Annotated in this window: 16 protein-coding genes and 1 other RNA gene; 11 read left to right on the top strand and 6 right to left on the bottom strand. The window is 73.4% G+C overall.

The window, feature by feature from the left end:
- The 5 genes from CLV37_RS21315 to CLV37_RS21295 form a co-directional block, all read left to right on the top strand.
- A partial coding sequence (locus CLV37_RS21315) for an alpha-hydroxy-acid oxidizing protein (RefSeq protein WP_146149524.1) occupies positions 1-234 on the top strand: 234 nt, incomplete at its 5' end.
- Complete coding sequence (locus tag CLV37_RS21310; RefSeq protein WP_106214200.1) at positions 231-1253, top strand: LacI family DNA-binding transcriptional regulator; 1023 nt, start codon at positions 231-233, stop codon at positions 1251-1253. The genes CLV37_RS21315 and CLV37_RS21310, both read left to right, overlap by 4 nt.
- Positions 1254-1330: 77 nt before the next feature.
- Entirely contained in the window at positions 1331-2359 is a 1029-nt protein-coding gene (locus tag CLV37_RS21305) for an aldo/keto reductase (protein WP_106214198.1), read from the top strand.
- On the top strand, positions 2353-2781 hold the full coding sequence (locus CLV37_RS21300) for an RbsD/FucU family protein (protein ID WP_106214196.1): 429 nt from the start codon (positions 2353-2355) through the stop codon (positions 2779-2781). Before CLV37_RS21305 ends, CLV37_RS21300 begins: the two co-directional genes overlap by 7 nt.
- On the top strand, positions 2778-3851 hold the full coding sequence (locus tag CLV37_RS21295; RefSeq protein ID WP_245885532.1) for a zinc-dependent alcohol dehydrogenase family protein: 1074 nt from the start codon (positions 2778-2780) through the stop codon (positions 3849-3851). Before CLV37_RS21300 ends, CLV37_RS21295 begins: the two co-directional genes overlap by 4 nt.
- Before the next feature lie 71 nt (positions 3852-3922).
- Here CLV37_RS21295 and CLV37_RS21290 read toward each other — a convergent pair whose 3' ends face one another.
- Both CLV37_RS21290 and CLV37_RS21285 read right to left on the bottom strand, forming a co-directional pair.
- A complete protein-coding gene (locus CLV37_RS21290; RefSeq protein ID WP_106214257.1) occupies positions 3923-5389 on the bottom strand; it encodes an NCS2 family permease in 1467 nt (488 codons plus the stop codon).
- A gap of 86 nt (positions 5390-5475) precedes the next feature.
- The gene (locus CLV37_RS21285; protein ID WP_170127411.1) at positions 5476-6765 is read right to left on the bottom strand and encodes an ROK family transcriptional regulator; all 1290 of its coding nucleotides are present in this window, start codon (positions 6763-6765) and stop codon (positions 5476-5478) included.
- A 194-nt stretch (positions 6766-6959) separates the two neighbouring features.
- Between CLV37_RS21285 and CLV37_RS21280 the strand changes: the two genes are divergently transcribed.
- From CLV37_RS21280 to CLV37_RS21270, 3 genes are read left to right on the top strand one after another with little or no spacing between them, the layout of a single operon-like run.
- On the top strand, positions 6960-8324 hold the full coding sequence (locus CLV37_RS21280) for an extracellular solute-binding protein (protein ID WP_106214192.1): 1365 nt from the start codon (positions 6960-6962) through the stop codon (positions 8322-8324).
- A gap of 22 nt (positions 8325-8346) precedes the next feature.
- Entirely contained in the window at positions 8347-9267 is a 921-nt protein-coding gene (locus tag CLV37_RS21275) for a carbohydrate ABC transporter permease (RefSeq protein ID WP_211298836.1), read from the top strand.
- A gap of 4 nt (positions 9268-9271) precedes the next feature.
- Positions 9272-10165 (top strand): carbohydrate ABC transporter permease, encoded by an 894-nt coding sequence (locus tag CLV37_RS21270; RefSeq protein WP_106214190.1) that lies wholly within the window; start codon positions 9272-9274, stop codon positions 10163-10165.
- 351 nt (positions 10166-10516) lie between these two features.
- Here the strand turns inward: CLV37_RS21270 and CLV37_RS27800 are convergent, their stop codons facing one another.
- Positions 10517-10690, bottom strand: a complete 174-nt coding sequence (locus tag CLV37_RS27800) for a hypothetical protein (protein WP_170127410.1) — start codon at positions 10688-10690, stop codon at positions 10517-10519.
- A gap of 179 nt (positions 10691-10869) precedes the next feature.
- Positions 10870-11242, bottom strand: an RNA gene (gene rnpB / locus CLV37_RS21265) — RNase P RNA component class A.
- 405 nt (positions 11243-11647) lie between these two features.
- Between rnpB and CLV37_RS21260 the strand changes: the two genes are divergently transcribed.
- Complete coding sequence (locus CLV37_RS21260) at positions 11648-12391, top strand: YaaA family protein (RefSeq protein ID WP_106214188.1); 744 nt, start codon at positions 11648-11650, stop codon at positions 12389-12391.
- A 10-nt stretch (positions 12392-12401) separates the two neighbouring features.
- On the top strand, positions 12402-13541 hold the full coding sequence (locus CLV37_RS21255) for an SLC13 family permease (RefSeq protein WP_245885531.1): 1140 nt from the start codon (positions 12402-12404) through the stop codon (positions 13539-13541).
- 31 nt (positions 13542-13572) lie between these two features.
- Here CLV37_RS21255 and CLV37_RS21250 read toward each other — a convergent pair whose 3' ends face one another.
- Positions 13573-14079: a MarR family winged helix-turn-helix transcriptional regulator gene (locus CLV37_RS21250; protein WP_245885530.1), complete on the bottom strand. Its 507-nt coding sequence runs from the start codon at positions 14077-14079 to the stop codon at positions 13573-13575.
- A gap of 69 nt (positions 14080-14148) precedes the next feature.
- Here CLV37_RS21250 and CLV37_RS21245 point away from each other — a divergent pair, with 69 nt between their 5' ends.
- Complete coding sequence (locus CLV37_RS21245; protein WP_245885529.1) at positions 14149-16185, top strand: MMPL family transporter; 2037 nt, start codon at positions 14149-14151, stop codon at positions 16183-16185.
- On the opposite strand, the gene CLV37_RS21240 is transcribed toward CLV37_RS21245, so the two are convergent.
- A complete protein-coding gene (locus CLV37_RS21240) occupies positions 16137-17237 on the bottom strand; it encodes a bifunctional RNase H/acid phosphatase (protein ID WP_106214180.1) in 1101 nt (366 codons plus the stop codon). The two genes, CLV37_RS21245 and CLV37_RS21240, sit on opposite strands and share 49 nt — an antisense overlap.
- Positions 17238-17272 lie beyond the last annotated feature (35 nt).

Below are 17272 nucleotides of genomic sequence, written 5' to 3'. Positions count from 1 at the left end.
ATCATGAACGGCGCCGACATCGTCGCCGCCCTCGCCCTGGGCGCGAGGTTCACGTTGATCGGCCGCGCCTACCTGTACGGCCTCATGGCCGGTGGGCGCGCCGGGGTCGACAAGACCATCTCCATCCTCACCGACCAGATCACCCGCACCATGCGCCTGCTGCAGGTCACCAGCCTGGACGAACTCACCCCCGCCCACGTCACCCAGCTGCAGCGCCTCGTGCCCCGCGCGTGAGTTCGACGTACAAGGACCTGCAACGGGTCACCGGTCTCTCGCTGGCGACGATCTCGAAGTTCTACAACGGCGGGAACGTCCGGACCGAGAACCGGGAGGCGCTGGAACGGGCCGCCCGCGACCTGGACTTCCGGCCGAACGAACTGGCCCGCAGCCTGCGCACCCGCCGGTCGGGGACGGTCGGGGTGCTGCTGCCCGAACTCGACAACGAGTTCCACGCCGCGATCGTGGCCGGGATCGAGCACGGGCTCAAGGACTCCGGGACGCGGGTCCTCGTCGTCACCACGCAGGGCACGTCGGCGGGGGTGACGGCGGCGGTGAACCTGCTGAGCGACCGCCGGGTCGACGGCATGGTCGTCGTCCCCGGCGAGCACGACGGCGAGGCGGTCGGTGCCGCCGCCGCGCGGGGGGTGCCGCTCGTCCTGGTCGACCGGCTGGTGACCGGCTCGGCCGCGGACGCCGTGGTCCTCGACAACGCCGGGGCGACGGCGCGCGTGGTCGCCGAACTCACCGGCGCCGGTCACCGCGACATCGCCCTCCTGGGCGGCCCGTCGTCGATCTGGACGATGGCCCAGCGGGCGCAGGGCTTCCGCCGGGCGGTGCGGGCGGCGGGGATCGCGCTCGCCCGGGACCGCGTCGTGCGCGCTCCCCTGACCGTCGAGTCGGGGCGCTCGGCGATGCACGAACTGCTCGGCCGGTCCCCACGCCCGACGGCCGTCTGCACGGCGAACCACGAACTGACGGTCGGCGCGCTGATCGCGCTGGGCGAGGCCGGGATCGACCTGCCCCGGGACCTGTCGTTCGTCGGCTTCGACGGGCAGACGCTGGCCCGGGTCACCACGCCCCGGCTGACGACGTTCGTCCAGCCGGCGCACGAGATCGCCCGGGCGGCAGCCGACCTGCTGCGGACCCGGCTGTCCCCCGACGGGGCGGGGGCGCCGCCGCGCCGGGTCGTCCTGGCCGGTGAGCTGGTGCGCGGCGCCTCGGTGGGCGCTCCTCCCGCCGACCACGCACGTTGACCGCGCACGTTGACCGAGCGAATCGTTTCGTCCTAGCCTGACCCGGCCCGCTCCCCTCGACGACGAAGGACTCCCCGATGACGGGAACCGACCCCGCGCGGGTCCCCCGCAGGACCCTGCGCACCGGCGCCACGATGCCCGCGATCGGCCTCGGGACGTTCGGGTCCGACCGCTACGGCCCCGACGAGGTCGCCGGCGCCGTGTCCGGCGCACTGCGGGCCGGGTACCGCCTCGTCGACTGCGCCGCCGTGTACGGCAACGAGGCCCAGGTCGGCGAGAGCCTGGCCGGCGCGTTCGCCGACGGGCTCGACCGCGACGACGTGTTCGTCATGACGAAGGTCTGGAACGACGCCCACGAGCCGGCGGACGCCGTCGCCTCGGTCCGGCGCTCGCTGCGCGACCTGCGCCTGGACCGGCTCGACGCGGTGTTCGTGCACTGGCCCTTCCCCAACCACCACCCCCCGAAGGCCGACACCGACGCTCGCGACCCGCACGCCCGGCCCTACGACCACCGCGCCTACCTGGCCCTGTGGCGGGCCCTGGAGGGGCTCGTCGACGAGGGGGTCGTGGGTCACCTGGGCACGTCGAACTCCACGATCCCCAAGCTGCGGCTGCTGCTGGCCGACGCCCGGGTCCCGCCGTCCCTGCACGAGATGGAGCTGCACCCCAGCTTCCAGCAGGAGGAGCTGTTCGCCTTCTGCCGCGAGCACGGCATCCAGCCCGTCGGGTACTCGCCGCTGGGCTCGCCCTCGCGCCCCGAGCGCGACCGGACCCCCGAGGACGTCGTCGACACCGAACTGCCCGTCGTGCGCGAGATCGCCGCGGCGCACGGGATCCACCCGGTGCTCGTCTGCCTGAAGTGGGCCGTGCAGCGCGGACAGGTCCCCATCCCCTTCGCCGTCAAGCAGAGCCAGTACGAGGCCAACCTGGCCGCCGTCGTCGAGGACCCGCTGACCCCGGACGAGATGGAGGCCCTGCGCTCGGCCGAGCGCGGCAACCGGCTCATCAAGGGACAGGTGTTCCTGTGGCCGGGGGCCGGGTCGTGGCACGACTTGTGGGACCTCGACGGGACCACCCGCCTGCTCGAAGGAGTTCCGCAGTGCTGACGTACGGCCTCATCCACCCGCCGCTGCTGGCGGCCCTCGCCCGCCTCGGCCACGGCGACCGGCTCCTGCTGGCCGACGCGAACTTCCCCCTGCGCTCGGCCACGAAGGCCTCCGCCGAGGTCGTCCACCTCAACCTGCGCCCGGGCCTGCTCTCGATCCCCGACGTCCTCGAACCGCTGCTCGCCGCCCTGCCGGTCGAGTCCGCGGTGTTCATGGGCGCCCCCGACGGCAGCGAGGTGCCCGCGCACGCGGACTACCGCGACCTGCTCGGTCCCGCGGTCGGGCACCGCGTCGAGGCCGACCGCTGGGCGTTCTACGACCAGACCCGGACGGCGGACGTCGTGGTCGCCACGGCGGACGTGCGCCTGTGCTCCAACCTCGTCCTGACGGTCGGGGTCCACACGACCGGAGGCCCCCGATGACCGTCCCCACCACCGCCCCGGCGACTCCCACGACGATGCGCGCGGCCTACCTGCCGGGTGGGCGGGTCGTGGACCTGCGCGAGGTTCCCGTCCCGGACCCCGCCCACGGCCAGGTCCTCGTCGCGATGCGCGCCTCGACCATCTGCGGCAGCGACCTGCGCGCCATCTACCGCGAGCACCTCGGGGAGGGCCCGGAGGCCTACCAGGACGTCGTCGGCGGGCACGAACCGTCCGGCCGGGTCGTGGCGGTCGGCCCGGGCGTCGACCGCATCCGCGTCGGGGACCGCGTCGTCGTGTACCACATCTCTGGGTGCGGGCAGTGCGACGACTGCCGCCGCGGGTACCAGATCAGCTGCAGCTCCCCCCTGCGCGCCGCCTACGGCTGGCAGCGCGACGGCGGGCACGCCGACCACCTGCTGGCCGAGGAGCGCGACCTGCTCGTGCTGCCCGACAGCCTCACCTACCTCGACGGCGCCTGCGTCGCCTGCGGCTTCGGGACGGCCTACGAGGCCGTGCGCCGGATCGGGGTCACGGGCGCCGACCGGTTGCTCGTCGTGGGTCTGGGGCCCGTGGGCCTGGCGGCCGGTCTGCTCGCGCAGGCGCTGGGGGTCCGGACCGTCGTCGGCGTGGACCCCTCGAGCGAGCGCCAGGAGCTCGCGCTGCGCCTGGGGGCCGTGACCACGGCCACCGACCCGACCGACGAGGCGTTCGAGCGGGCGCTGCCCGGGGGCGTCGAGACGGCCGTGGACTGCAGCGGCTCGGGCGCGGGGCAGCTCTTCGCGCTGCGTCACACCCGGCGCTGGGGCCGGGTCGCCCTCGTCGGCGAGGGCGGGCACCTGTCGGTCGACGTCAGCGAGCACGTCATCCACCAGCAGCTGACGATCCACGGGTCCTGGGTGACCTCCACGGTCCACATGGCCGAGCTGCTGGAACTGCTCGACCGGACCGGCCTGCACCCCGAGGTGGTCGTCACCGACACCCGGCCGATCACCGAGGCGGACGAGGCGTACCGCATCGCCGACAGCGGGACCCACGGCAAGGTCGGCATCGTCTGGCCCGACACCCCCTGAGCCCCTCCGGACGCCGAGAACGCCGGCCCCCGTCGTGGGGACCGGCGTTCACGTCGTCCGGGGCGGACCGGTTAGGACACCCCGAGGAGCTGCTTGATCGGGTCGATCGCGAAGTACACGACGAACAGCGCCGCGACCACCCACATCACCGGGTGCACCTTGCGCGCCCTGCCCCGTGCCAGCTTGAGGATCACGAAGGCGACGAACCCGGCCCCGATCCCGGCGCTGATCGAGTACGTGAACGGCATGAGGACGATCGTCAGGAACGCCGGGATCGCGATCTCCAGGTCCGTCCAGTCGATGCCCTTGACCTGGGTCATCATGAGGAACCCGACCACGACGAGGGCCGGGGTGGCGGCCTCGTAGGGCACGATCGAGACGACCGGGGCCAGGAACGTCGTCAGCAGGAAGGCCAGCCCGGTCACGACGCTGGCCAGGCCCGTGCGGGCGCCCTCCCCGACACCCGTGGCCGACTCGATGAAGCTCGTGTTGCTCGACACGCCGCCCGCGCCGCCGGCCGCCGCGGCGATGGAGTCGACCACGAGGATCCGGCGCATGCGCGGCGGGTTGCCGTTCTCGTCCAGCAGGTCGCCCTCGGCGCCGATGGCGACGACGGTGCCCATGGTGTCGAAGAAGTCGGCCAGCAGCAGGGTGAAGACGAGCAGGACCACCGTGACCCAGCCGACGGCCCGGAAGGACCCCAGCAGCGAGAAGTGGCCAAGGGTGGAGAAGTCCGGGGCGGAGATCCACGCGTCGGGCAGCGCGGGGACGTTCAGGCCCCAGGCCCGGGGGTTGACCACGGACCCGTCGGCGCCCGTGCGGGGCCCGAGGTGGGCCACGGCCTCGACCACGAGGGCCAGGACGGTGGCGGCGACGATCCCGCCGAGGATCGCCCCGCGCACGCCGCGGGCCATGAGGACGATCATCAGCACGAGGCCGACGACGAAGACGAGCGTGGGCCAGCCGGCCAGGAACCCGCCGATGCCCAGCTCCAGCGGGGTTCCGCTGCCGGAGCGGACGAAGCCCGCGTCGACGAGGCCGACGATGGTGATGAACAGGCCGATGCCGACGCTGATGGCGGTCTTCAGCGGGGCGGGGACGGCGCGGAAGACGGCCTCGCGCAGCCCGGTCAGGACGAGCACGAGGATGACGAGCCCCTCGATGACGACGAGGCCCATCGCGTCGGCCCACGTCATCTCCGGCAGCTTCGCCACCCCGAAGGCCAGGAAGGCGTTCAGGCCCAGCCCGGTGGCCAGCGCGAGGGGGTAGTTGGCGACGAAGCCCATGAGCAGGGTCACGACGCCGGCGACCAGCGCGGTGCCGGCGGCCACGGCCGCCAGGTTCGGGCCGTCGCCCCCGCCGAGGAACCGGCCGGTGGCGTCGGCCTGGGTGCCGATGATGAGCGGGTTCAGCACGACGATGTAGGCCATCGTGAAGAACGTGGCGAGGCCGCCGCGGACCTCGCGGCCGACGGTGGAGCCTCGAGCGCTGATCTCGAACCAGCGGTCGATCGCGGACGGGGTGGCGGTGACGGCCATCGGAACCTCGGGGATCGGCTGAGCGTTGAGTGCGGCCACGACCTCGGAGCCGAGCGGCATCCTGCCAGAACGCGCAGCAGTCCCCCTCAGTGCACGGGCGCGACCGGGGAGATGACGATCTCCCGCGCCGGCACGTGGACCCCCACCCACGTCGAGGACAGCGCCTCGTGCAGGACCGCGCTCGCCGCCCCCAGGGCCCCGGCCTGCTCCCCCGCGTCGCTGAAGCGCACCTCGACGGGGTGGACCTCGCGGGTCATGGCCACGCCCAGCGCGGCGCGCACGGCGTCGCGGATCCGCTCCCCGGCGTGCCGCAGGCCGCTGCCGCCCAGGACGACCTCGCTGACGTCGACGACGTTGACGACCCCGAGCACGACGCGCCCGATGGCCCGGGCGGCCGTCTGCAGCTCCTGCCCGGCGGCCTCGTCCCCGGCGGCGGCCCGCACCCCCAGGCGGTCGTGGTCGTCCAGGACGCTGCGCTCGGCCAGCCGCAGCCCGGCGCGGCGCGCGGCGGCCACTCCCACCCGTTCGGCGTAGCGGCGCACGACGGCGGCGGGGGCCGCGACGGCCTCCAGGCAGCCGCCGGCCCCGCACGAGCACGCCGGGCCGTCGGGTTCGACGACGACGTGCCCGATCTCGCCGGCGTTGCCCGACTCCCCGCGCAGCACCTCGTCGCGCACGACGACCCCGCCGCCGATGCCGGCCCCCACGTGGACGTACAGGAAGCTGCGACCGACCCGGCGCGAGCGCCACAGGTCGCCGACGGCCGCGGCGGTGGCGTCGTTCTCGACGAGCACCGGCAGCCCGGTGGAGGCGGCGAGCATGTCCGCGATGGCGACCCCCCGCCAGCCGGGCAGGTTGATGGCGGAACTGCGCACGGGCCCGGCGAAGTCCAGGGGGCCCGGGACCGCCACCCCGACGCCGAGGACGGCGTCCGGTGAGCCGCACGTGTCGATCAGCCGCCGCACGACGCCCGTGGCGTGGGTCACGGCGACCTCGACGGCGCGCTCCCTGGAGCCGGGCAGGTCCGGCAGGGGTTCGCGATCGGCGGCGAGCACCTCGCCGGACAGGTCGAGCAGGACGGCGTCGACGTGCTCGCGCTCGAACTGCACCCCCACCGCGAGGGCGGCGCCCGACCGGACGGCCAGGGCCGTGCGCGGCTTGCCGCCCACACGCGACCCGTTGCGCGACAACGGCTCCCCTTCGGCGACCAGACCCCGTTCGAGCAGCCGGCGCACGATGTTGGACACCGTCTGCAGCGTGAGACCCGTCGCGAGGGCCAGGTCGGTCCGGGACGTGCCGGGGTGGCGCCGGACGCCGTCGAGCACGACGGCCTGGTTGTAGTCGCCCACCCACGGCAGGTTCGTGCCTCGTCGCACCCGCGCCTCCTCGCGCTCGGCGACCCCTGCCCCGACGAGCCGGGTTGGGATCGTTCCCAGAATCATGCGCCCGATCCGTTGACACGGTCAATCCACTGGATTTAGTTTCCTCACGACGGCCCGACGGACCCGGGGACGACCCGCCCGACCCGCCGCCGACCAGAGATCGAGACACCGCCACGAGGGAGTGGGTTGTGCGTCGTCGTAGCTTCCTGACCTATGCCGGCCTGGGCGCCGGGACCGTGCTCGGAACCGCTGCCTGCGGCGGCGGCTCCAACAGCGGAGGGGACTCCTCCAGCGGGGCGATCAAGGTCGCCTACCAGCAGTGGGGCTCGGGCACCGTGATGAAGGACTACCTCACCACGGTCAAGAGCGCCTACGAGAAGGCGAACTCCGGCAAGACCATGGAGCTCACGCCGATCGTCGCCTCCGAGAACGACTACTACACCAAGCTCCAGCTCATGATGCGCTCGCCGCGCACCTCGCCGGACGTCGTGTACGAGGACACCTTCCTCATCAACTCCGACATCACCGCCGGGTACCTGCAGCCGCTGGACAGCTTCCTCGGCAAGTGGGACGAGTGGGACCAGTTCCAGGACGTCGCCAAGGGGGCCGCCAAGGCCGCCGACGGCAAGACGTACGGCATCCCCGACGGCACCGACACCCGCGCGCTGTGGTTCAACAAGGACCTGCTCACCAAGGCCGGCCTGTCGGCCGACTGGATGCCGAAGACGTGGGACGACATCCTCGCCGCGTGCCGCGAGATCAAGGGCAAGGTCCCGGGCGTCACCCCGATCAACGTCTTCGCCGGCAAGGCCGCGGGTGAGGCCGCGTCGATGCAGGGGTTCGAGATGCTCTTCTACGGCACCGGGTCCACCTTGTACGACAAGGACAAGGACAAGTGGAACGTCGGCAGCCCCGAGTTCGTCGACTCCCTGCAGTTCATCAAGACCATCTTCGACGAGAAGCTGGCCCCGGACCCCTCCGTCGCGCTCGACGCCCAGATCGGCACCCGCGTCTCGGAGGAGTTCCTGCCCGGCGGCACGCTGGCCATCGACCTCGACGGGTCCTGGCAGTCCAGCACCTGGCTGGACACCGGCGGCAAGCCGTGGAAGGAGTGGAACGACGTCATGGGTCAGGCCCCGATGCCGACCAAGGACGGGTCGGGCGAGGGCAAAATCTCGATGTCCGGCGGCTGGACGTGGGCCATGACGAAGAACGCCTCCAACGCCGACGACGCGTGGAAGGTCATCTCGACGCTCACGTCGTTCGAGAACAACCTGCGCTACAACATCAACTCCGCGGCCGTCGCCGTCCGCAAGGACGTCGCCGCCGACCCCACCTACACCGGCTCGAACCCGACCCTGGAGTTCTTCTCCAGCCTGGTGCCGGTCACCCAGTACCGCCCCCAGAACACCGACTACCCCCGTGTCTCCAACGAGATCCAGGTCGCCATGGAGGCCGTCGTCACCGGCCAGGCCAGCCCCGCGGACGCCGCCAAGGCCTACGACGAGGCCGTCAAGGGCATCGTCGGCGAGGACAAGACCGCGACGCTCTGAGTCGCAGGAAGGAGGAGCACCCGTGGCGACGTTGACACGACCTGGGGCCCCGACAGGACCGGAACTGCGACGCAGGACCCACCCGATCAAGGTCGACATCGCCCGGGCGCTCCCCCTGACCCCCGCGATCGCGCTGCTGCTGGTGTTCCTCGCCGGCCCGATCCTGTGGTGCGTCTACGCGGCGTTCACCAACACCGCGCTCACCGGCGCGGGGTCGGGCGACACGAAGTTCGTCGGACTGGCGAACTTCCGAGCGGCGTTCAGCAGCGACGCGTTCGCCAACTCCGTCGTCCTGACGCTCGTCTTCACCGTGCTGTCGGCGGTCGTCGGGCAGAACGTCCTGGGCCTGGCGCTGGCCCTGCTGCAGAAGCGCTCCGTGGCGGTGGTCCGCACCCTGGTCGGGATCACGGTCATCGGCGCGTGGGTCATCCCCGAGGTCGTCGCCGGGTACCTGTGGTACGCCTTCCTGGCCAAGGACGGGACGCTCAACGAGATCATCGGGACGCTCGGTCTGGGGCAGAACTGGCTCTACACCCTGCCGATCATCGCGGTCTCCCTGGCCAACGTCTGGCGCGGGACGGCGTTCTCGATGCTCGTCTACAACGCGGCCCTGTCGGAGATCCCCGCCGAGATCGAGGAGGCCGCGGAGATGGACGGCGCGACGGGCTGGGCGCGGCTGCGGTACGTCACGATCCCCATGATCAAGCGGACCGTGACGACGAACCTCATGCTCATCACGCTGCAGACGCTGTCGGTCTTCGGCCTGATCTACACGATGACCAAGGGCGGGCCGGGCACCAAGAGCCAGACCCTGCCGCTGTACATGTACGAGCAGGCCTTCTCCTTCAGCCAGATCGGCTACGGCACCGCCATCGCCCTCGTCCTGCTCGCGGTCGGCGGCGTGTTCTCCATCGTCTACATGCGCCTGCTGCGCGAGGACTGACGCCATGACCACCGAGACCACCAGCACCCGGTCCACCGCCCCCCTGGCGGTCACCTCCCGCCGGCCCGTGGGCCCGCGCACCTGGGTCACCACGGCCGCCGCCAACGTCGTCACCGCGGTGCTGGGCGTGATGTTCCTCATTCCGTTGCTGTGGGTCGTCTTCGCGGCCTTCAACGCCAAGGCCGGCCTGAAGCTGGAGTGGCCCGGCTCGGGGTTCAGCCTGGACAACTTCCGGGCCGTCCTGACGCCGGAGACCACCTACCGGCCCATGTGGAACGGCCTGGTGCTGTGCGTCGGCTCGACGGTCATCGCCATCTTCGTGGCGACCCTGGCCGCCTACCCGCTGTCCCGGTTCGAGACCCGCTACAAGCGGCCGTTCCTGCTGACCATCCTGTTCTCCACGGGCCTGCCCATCACCGCGATCATGGTCCCCGTGTACGGGCTCTTCGTGCAGCTCAACCTCATCGACACCATCGGCGGCACGATCGCGTTCATGGCGACCACCGCCCTGCCCATGTCGATCTTCCTGTGCAAGAACTTCATGGACGGGGTCCCGCTGACGCTGGAGGAGGCGGCCTGGACCGACGGGGCGAACTCCATGCAGACGCTGCGCCACATCGTCCTGCCGCTCATGTGGCCGGGTCTGTCCGTCGTGACGATCTTCACGTTCATCGGGATGTGGGGGAACTTCTTCATCCCCTTCGTCCTGCTCCTGTCCCCCGACCGGCTGCCCGCCTCGGTGAGCATCTTCACCTTCTTCGGGCAGTACGGGTCGGTCCAGTGGGGCCAGCTCGCGGCGTACTCGGTGCTCTACACGCTGCCCGTCGTGGTCCTCTACGTGCTGCTGTCCCGCCGCCTCGGCGGCGCGTTCAACTTCGGGGGCGCCCTCAAGGGGTGACTCGCCCCGCGCTCCCCCGAACGCCTCCGCCGCGTCCCAGGACGTGGCGGAGGCGTTCGCGCACCGCCTGACGCCCGGAGGGCGCAGCGGCCGGCGACGCGACGGGAGTCCCGTCCGGCGGGTTCGACTCGAACACCTGTTCGAGTACTGGTACCGTCGTGCGTGGCGGGTCGGAGAGGGGAAGCTCCGGCCCGCCACCCTCCGCTCCGGGCGCGAGCCGCGGCGTGGACGAGGTCCCCGTGGAAGGGGCCACGACCAGGCGGTCTGGACACCCGCTCCCCGCACCGGCGGGTCCGCACCCGAGGACTTCGCGCAGCCCTCGACCGGTGGCGGGGCCCCGGGCCGCGCCCATCAGCAGCTCTCGCAGCGCCCCACCAGCAGGCGCCAGAGCTCGTCGCGCGGATCGAGGTAGAACGCCCAGTGCTCCTGCTGCCCGCAGGTCGGGCAGGCCGGCTCCGTGAAGGTGTGCGTCTGGCGGGTGGTGAAGGCGAGGTGGTCCAGTCCCGCCTGCTCAGGTGTCCTCACCAGGCGTGGATCGGGCGTCAGCGCCGCCGGCTTGAGCGGTCGGCTCGCGGCAGACCCCGCTCGGGACGTCGAACGTTCCGGGCGGAACGAGCCGACGACGGCGCTCGACGTGGTTCCGGCGAGTCGAAACGTCCCGTCGACGACCGCGACCGCGTCCTCGCGGGTCGGGAACGACAGTGGGGACGAGCCGGCCTGTAAGCCGGATCCTGTACCGCTCCGGGGAGCGGTGGCGACCATCCCTCTAGGACGTGCGTTGCCGCACGCCTCAAGCGACCTACCCGGCAGCTCGGGCGGGCCGCCCTCGAACGCTGCCTGTCTGGTCTTGCTCCGGGTGGGGTTTACCTAGCCGCGCTGGTCACCCAGCGCGCTGGTGGTCTCTTGCACCACCGTTTCACCCTTACCGCGCCGATCGCTCGGCGTGGCGGTTTCCTTTCTGTGGCACTGTCCCGCGGCTCACGCCGGGTGGCTGTTAGCCACCACCCTGCCCTGTGGAGTCCGGACTTTCCTCGGCGGCCGGGTCGCCCCGGCCGACGCGGTCGCCCGGCCGACTCGTCCTGCTCAAGCCTAGGCCATCACCACCCGATCCTCGTCCACCGACAGCGGGGGTACGCCCTCCGCGGTCCTCCTCGGGAGCGAGAACCCGGGACCCGGTCAGGACCGCTGCTGCGGCACCCCACCGGGCAGGAGCTCCACCCCGGCCAGGGCGAACAGCTCGTCCTGGAGTTCACCGCCGGGTTCCGCCCTGCCGCTCGGTACCGGCGCTCACCGCCCAGCGGGGAGGTGACCCGAAGCCGTCCGCCGCATCGACACCCGGTCGCCACCCTGCGGCGGTGGACGACCGCCGGTGGGTCCGCGACGTGGGTGTCAGCGTCGACGCACAGGCGCCGCTGAGCCGCCGCACCGGACCGGTCACGGGGAAAGTGCAGGTCAGAGGCGTCTCCCGTAGGCTCCCGCCTCGTGCTCGTGCTGCTCCCGCCGTCGGAGACCAAGTGGGCGGGACCGCGACGCGGCACCCCCGTCCGTCTCGACGCCCTGTCCCACCCCGCCCTCACGCAGGCCCGGGAGCAGGTGCTCGACGCGCTGGTCGAGGTCTCCGCGCGGCCCGACGCGCCGCAGCTGCTCGGCGCCGGCGCGAGCCTGGCCGACGTCGTCGCGGCGAACACGACGCTGCGCACGCGGCCGGCGGCGAAGGCGTCCCAGGTCTACACGGGCGTCCTCTACGACGCCCTCGACCTGCCGACGCTGCCCGCGGCGGCGGCCCGCCGGGTCCTGGTGTTCTCCGCGTTGTGGGGGGTCCTGCAGCCGCGGGACCGGGTCCCCGGCTACCGGCTGTCGATGGGGACCGCGCTGCCCGGCGTCGGGCCGCTGGCGGGTTTCTGGAAACCCCGGCTCAGCGAGGTGCTCTCCCCCGCGGGCGTCGTCGTGGACTGCCGGTCCTCGGCGTACGCCGCGGCGTGGGTCCCGGACGCCGCGACGGCGGAGCGGACGGTGGGGGTCCGGGTGCTGTCCGGCGGTGCGGTCGTCTCGCACGCGGCCAAGCACACGCGCGGTCTGGTGGCCCGGCACCTGCTGACGCGCGCGGGACGCCTCCCGCGCACCCCCGGGGCGCTGCTCGACGCGGTGGGCGAGGCGTTCGACGCGAAGCTCCTCGAACCCGCGCGGCGCGGGGGTTCGTGGACCCTCGAGGTCGAGGCGGCCTGACGTGTGGTGGGTGTGCGGGATCGCCGGTGTCCTCGTCGTCGTCACCGGCCTGCTCGGTGGTGACGACCTCGCCGAGGTCGCGGGGCGGGCGGGTCCGGTCCTGGGTTTCCTCGTGGCGGTCACGGTCGTGGCCGAGCTCGCCGACGCGGCGGGGGTGTTCGACGCCGCGGCCCGGCTGGCCGCACGGATCGGGCGTGGCCGGACGTGGTTGCTGTGGCTGCTCGTCGTCGCTCTCGGGACCCTGGCCACGGTCGTCCTGTCGCTGGACACGACGGCCGTCCTGCTGACGCCCGTCGTCCTGTCGCTGGCCGCGCAACTGCGGCTGGACCCGCTGCCGTTCGCCGTGACCACCGTCTGGCTGGCGAACACGGCCTCGCTGCTGCTGCCCGTCTCCAACCTGACGAACCTCATCGGGCTGAACACCCTGGAGGGTTTCGGGGTGCGCGGGACGGTGGGTTTCTCGGGGCTGACGTGGGCCCCGTTCCTGGCCGGGCTGCTGGGCGCCGTCGTGGTCCTGGGGCTGGCCCACCGCCGTCGCCTGCGCGGGCGCTACGACCCGCCCCCGGCTGCGCCGCAGCGCGATCCCGTGCTGTTCCGGACGTCGGCGGTCGTCTGCGCGCTGCTGGCCCCGGCGTTCGTCAGCGGCATCACCCCCGCGATCCCCGCCGCCGTGGCGGCCGTGGTCCTCGTCGCGGTGTTCGCCGTCCGGCGCCGGGAGGCGCTGCGGTTCGGGTTGCTGCCGTGGCAGACGGTCGTCCTGGTCAGCGGGTTGTTCCTCGTCGTCGAGGCCGCCCAGGTGCACGGCCTGGAGGACCTGCTGCGGCCGCTGGCCGGGACGGGTGAGGGTTTCGGGGACCACCTGCGCCTGGCGGGCACCGCGGCCCTGACGGCCAACGTGGCCGACAACCTCCCGGCCTACCTGGCCGTCGAGCCGCTGGCCGGCAGTGCCGCCCGCCTCGTGGCGGTGCTCATCGGGGTGAACCTCGGCCCGCTCGTCACCCCCTGGGCCTCGCTGGCGACCCTGCTGTGGCTGGACCGCTGCCGGGCCCGCGGGGTGACGATCGCGCTGCCGCGGTTCGCCCTGCTGGGCCTGGTCGGCGTCCTGGTCTGCGTCCCGGCGGCCACGGCCGCCCTGCAGCTCACCCGCTGACGCGCCCGGCGCACCACCGGGGACGGGTGACTCACAGTTCCCGGTGGTGCTCCTCGAAGGCCCCGCGCATCCCGGCGAGGAAGCGGTGCACGACGTCGAGCTCGGCCTCGTCGAACTGCTGCATGACGGTGTCGCTGCGCCGGCCGAGGGGGCCGAAGAACTGCGCGGCCAGTTCCTGGCCGGGTTCGGCGTAGCGCAGGAAGACCTTGCGGCGGTCCTCCTCGGAGCGGTCGCGGCGCAGGTGACCGTGCTTCTCGAGCCGGTCCACGACGCCCGTGGCGGCGCCCGTCGTCAGGTTCAGCAGGCCTGCGAGCTCGCCGGCGGTCAGGGGGTCGCCGGCGCCTTCGCGGCGCATGACGTGGATCAGCGCCTGCAGGTCGGTGGGGTGCAGGCCGTTGCGCTGGGCGAAGGCGTGCGCGATGCGCTCGGAGGTGGCGACGAGGTCGCGCAGGTCGTCGACGATCTCCTGCTCTCGCCGGGCCCGCGGGGTGTCGCGCCTGGAGCCGGCGCCCCGCGCCGGACGGTACATGCTGCTCATGGAATTGCCATCGTACCGCTTCCGCGCTAGACATCTCAGTCACTGAGAGATTCAGCGAGAGAGGTTTCCGTGCGCATCCTGACCGGCCGACTGACGGCGTGGCTCGTCCTGCTCGCCGCCCTCGTGCTGACCGGCGTCGTCAACGTCGTCAGCGGCGAGGCCCCCGCCGGCGGCGCGACCGCCACCGGCGGCCCCCCCACCACGAGCGAGTCCGTGCGCGCCGCCGCCCTGGCCGCCGGGCTGCCCGACGACGGCGAGGGCACCCTGCTCGTCGTCTACTCCCGCGACGGGAAGCTCACCCCGCAGGACCTGCGGGCGGCGAGCGCCCTGGGCACCCCCGTCCCCAGCCAGGACGGCGAGGCCGCCTTCGTCGCCGTCACCGTGCCCGTCGACGGGCCGCGCGAGGAGCTCGCCCAGCGCGTCACCGACGTGCGGGCCCGGGCCGCGCAGGACCTCCCGGCCGGCCTGAGCGCCCAGGTCACGGGCGGCCCGGCGTTCAGCGTCGACATCGCGGACTCCTTCTCCGGCGCCAACACCCGCCTGCTCCTGGTCACCGCGGCCGTCGTGGCGCTGCTGCTGCTCGTCACGTACCGCTCCCCCGTGCTGTGGCTCGTGCCGCTGGTCGTCGTGGGCATCGCCGACCAGGTGACGACCCGGCTGCTCGAACTCGTGGGCCGGCTCACCGACACCCCCGTCGACCCGTCGGCGACCGGCATCACGAGCGTCCTCGTCTTCGGCGCCGGCACCGACTACGCGCTGCTGCTCATCGCCCGCTACCGCGAGGAGCTGCGCCGTGAACCCGACCGGCGCCCCGCCATGCGGGCCGCGCTGAAGGGGGCCGGACCGGCGATCGCCGCGAGCGCCACGACGGTCGTGCTGGCCCTGCTGACCCTGCAGGCCGCCGACCTGCCCAGCGACCGGACCATCGGCCGCGACGCCGCGATCGGCATCGTCGTCGCCCTCGTCTTCGGGCTGCTGGTCCTGCCCAGCGCGCTCGTGGTCTGCGGGCGCAGGCTGTTCTGGCCGTTCGTCCCGACCGTGGGGTCGAAGGACACGACCCGCACGGGCGTGTGGGCGCGGATCGCCGGCGCGGTCCTGGCCCGGCCGGTCCGGGTCGTCGCCGGCTCCGTGGTGCTGCTGGCCCTGCTCGGGGCGGGGCTGAGCGGCGCGAAGCTCGGCCTGTCGCAGACCGAGCAGTTCCGCGTCAGCGCCGACTCCGTCGACGGCTCCCGCACGCTGTCCGAGCACTTCCCGGGCGTGGCGGCCGAACCCGCCCAGATCCTCGTCACGGGTGACGTGGACGCGGCGAAGAGCGCCGCGGAGGGCGTGCGCGGCGTCACGGCCGTGACCGTCGGCCGCAGCGCGGGCGGCACCACCGAACTCCTGGCGCGCCTGAGCGCCGACCCCGGCACGGCGCAGAGCCGGGCGACGGTCCAGGCGCTGCGGGCCGCCCTGCCCGCGGGCGCGCTGGTCGGCGGCACCGAGGCCCAGGCCCTGGACGTGCGGACCGCGACCGTGCGCGACCTGCGCGTCGTGACCCCCCTCGTGGTGCTCGTGGTGTTCGTCGTGCTCGTCGTCCTGCTGCGCTCGCTGGTCGCGCCCGTGCTGCTCGTGGCGACGGTCCTCGCGACCTACCTCGCGGCGCTGGGGGCGGCGAACCTCGTGTTCACGCGGTTCGCGGGGATGCCGGCCCTGGACACCCAGGTCCCCCTGCTGTCGTTGCTGTTCCTCGTCGCCCTCGGCGTGGACTACAACATCTTCCTCGTGACGCGCGTCCGGGAGGAGACCCCGGGGCTCGGCACGCGCGAGGCCGTCCGGGTCGCGGTGGCGGTCACCGGCGGGGTCATCACGAGCGCGGGGATCCTGCTGGCCGCGGTGTTCGCCGTGCTCGGGGTGCTGCCGCTCATCGTGCTCACCCAGATCGGCGTCGTCGTCGGCATCGGGGTCCTGCTCGACACGCTGCTCGTGCGGACCGTGCTCGTCCCCGCGCTGTTCGCGCTGCTGGGCCACCGGGTGTGGTGGCCCAGCCGGCTGGACGCGCCGGGCGGGCAGCACCGTCAGACGCGGTTGACGGCCAGCACCTCCGACGTGCCGTCGGCGCGGTAGCGCAGCAGCGTGCGGGAGGCGGGGTCGACGTGGATGCGGCGCTGCAGCTGCGGGCCGACCCCCAGGACGGAGCGCAGCAGCACCCGCAGCGGGTCCCCGTGCGTCACCAGGACGACCCGCCGGCCGGCCCAGCGCTCCAGCAGCGCGTCGCGCGCCGCCAGGACGCGCCGTTCGACGGCGAGCAGCGACTCGCCGCCGGGCGGCGCGGCGGACCCCGACTCGTTCCAGGCGGCGAACTCGGCGGGCCAGCGCCGGACGACCTCCCCGGCGGTCAGGCCGTCCCAGTCCCCGAAGTCCGTCTCGTCCCACTGCGGGTCGACGTGCACGTCCAGCCCGAGGCGGTCCGCGATGGCCTGCGCCGTCTGCCGGGAGCGGCGCATGGTCGAGGACAGCACCGCGTCAGCGCCCACGACGTCGGGGCAGGCGGCCGCCGCGGCGGCCTCGGCCAGCCCGCGCTCGGACAGTTCCGGGTCCGCCCCGTGACGGCCGGAGACCCGGCGCTGCTCGGTCAGGGTCGTCGAACCGTGCCGCACCAGCACGATCGTCGTGGGCGGTGCGTCCGGGTCGGCCTGCACCGCGGGCCCGCCGCTCCCCGACGACACCGGCGCCGCCGTCGGGGTCGTGGTGCGCTGCCACTGCCGGCCGGCGGCCGCCGCGTCCATGGCCTCGTTCGCGAGCCGGTCGGCGTGGGAGTTCTGGGCCCGGGGGATCCAGGCGAAGTCCACGTCGTCGCCGGCCAGGGCCCGCGCCTCCCGGGCCAGGACGCGCATGTCGGCGTGCTTGACCTGCCAGCGGCCCGACATCTGCTCGACGACCAGCTTGGAGTCCATCCGGACCTCGACGCGCGCGTCCGGGTCGACGGCCCGCGCGGCCTTCAGGCCCGCGATGAGCCCGCGGTACTCGGCGACGTTGTTGGTGGCCCGGCCGATGGACTCCGCGACCTCGGCCAGGACCTCCCCGGTGGCGGCGTCCTTGACGACGGCGCCGAAACCCGCCGGCCCCGGGTTCCCCCGGGACCCGCCGTCGGCCTCGATCCGCAGGACGCGACTCACGGTGACACCGGTTCGCTCGAACGGGTCGCTCCGGT

The organism is Kineococcus rhizosphaerae (genome assembly GCF_003002055.1).
Classification (GTDB): Bacteria; Actinomycetota; Actinomycetes; order Actinomycetales; family Kineococcaceae; genus Kineococcus; species Kineococcus rhizosphaerae.
Note: the sequence above shows the minus strand (reverse complement) of the source record. Positions and strands in the feature narration are given on the sequence as shown.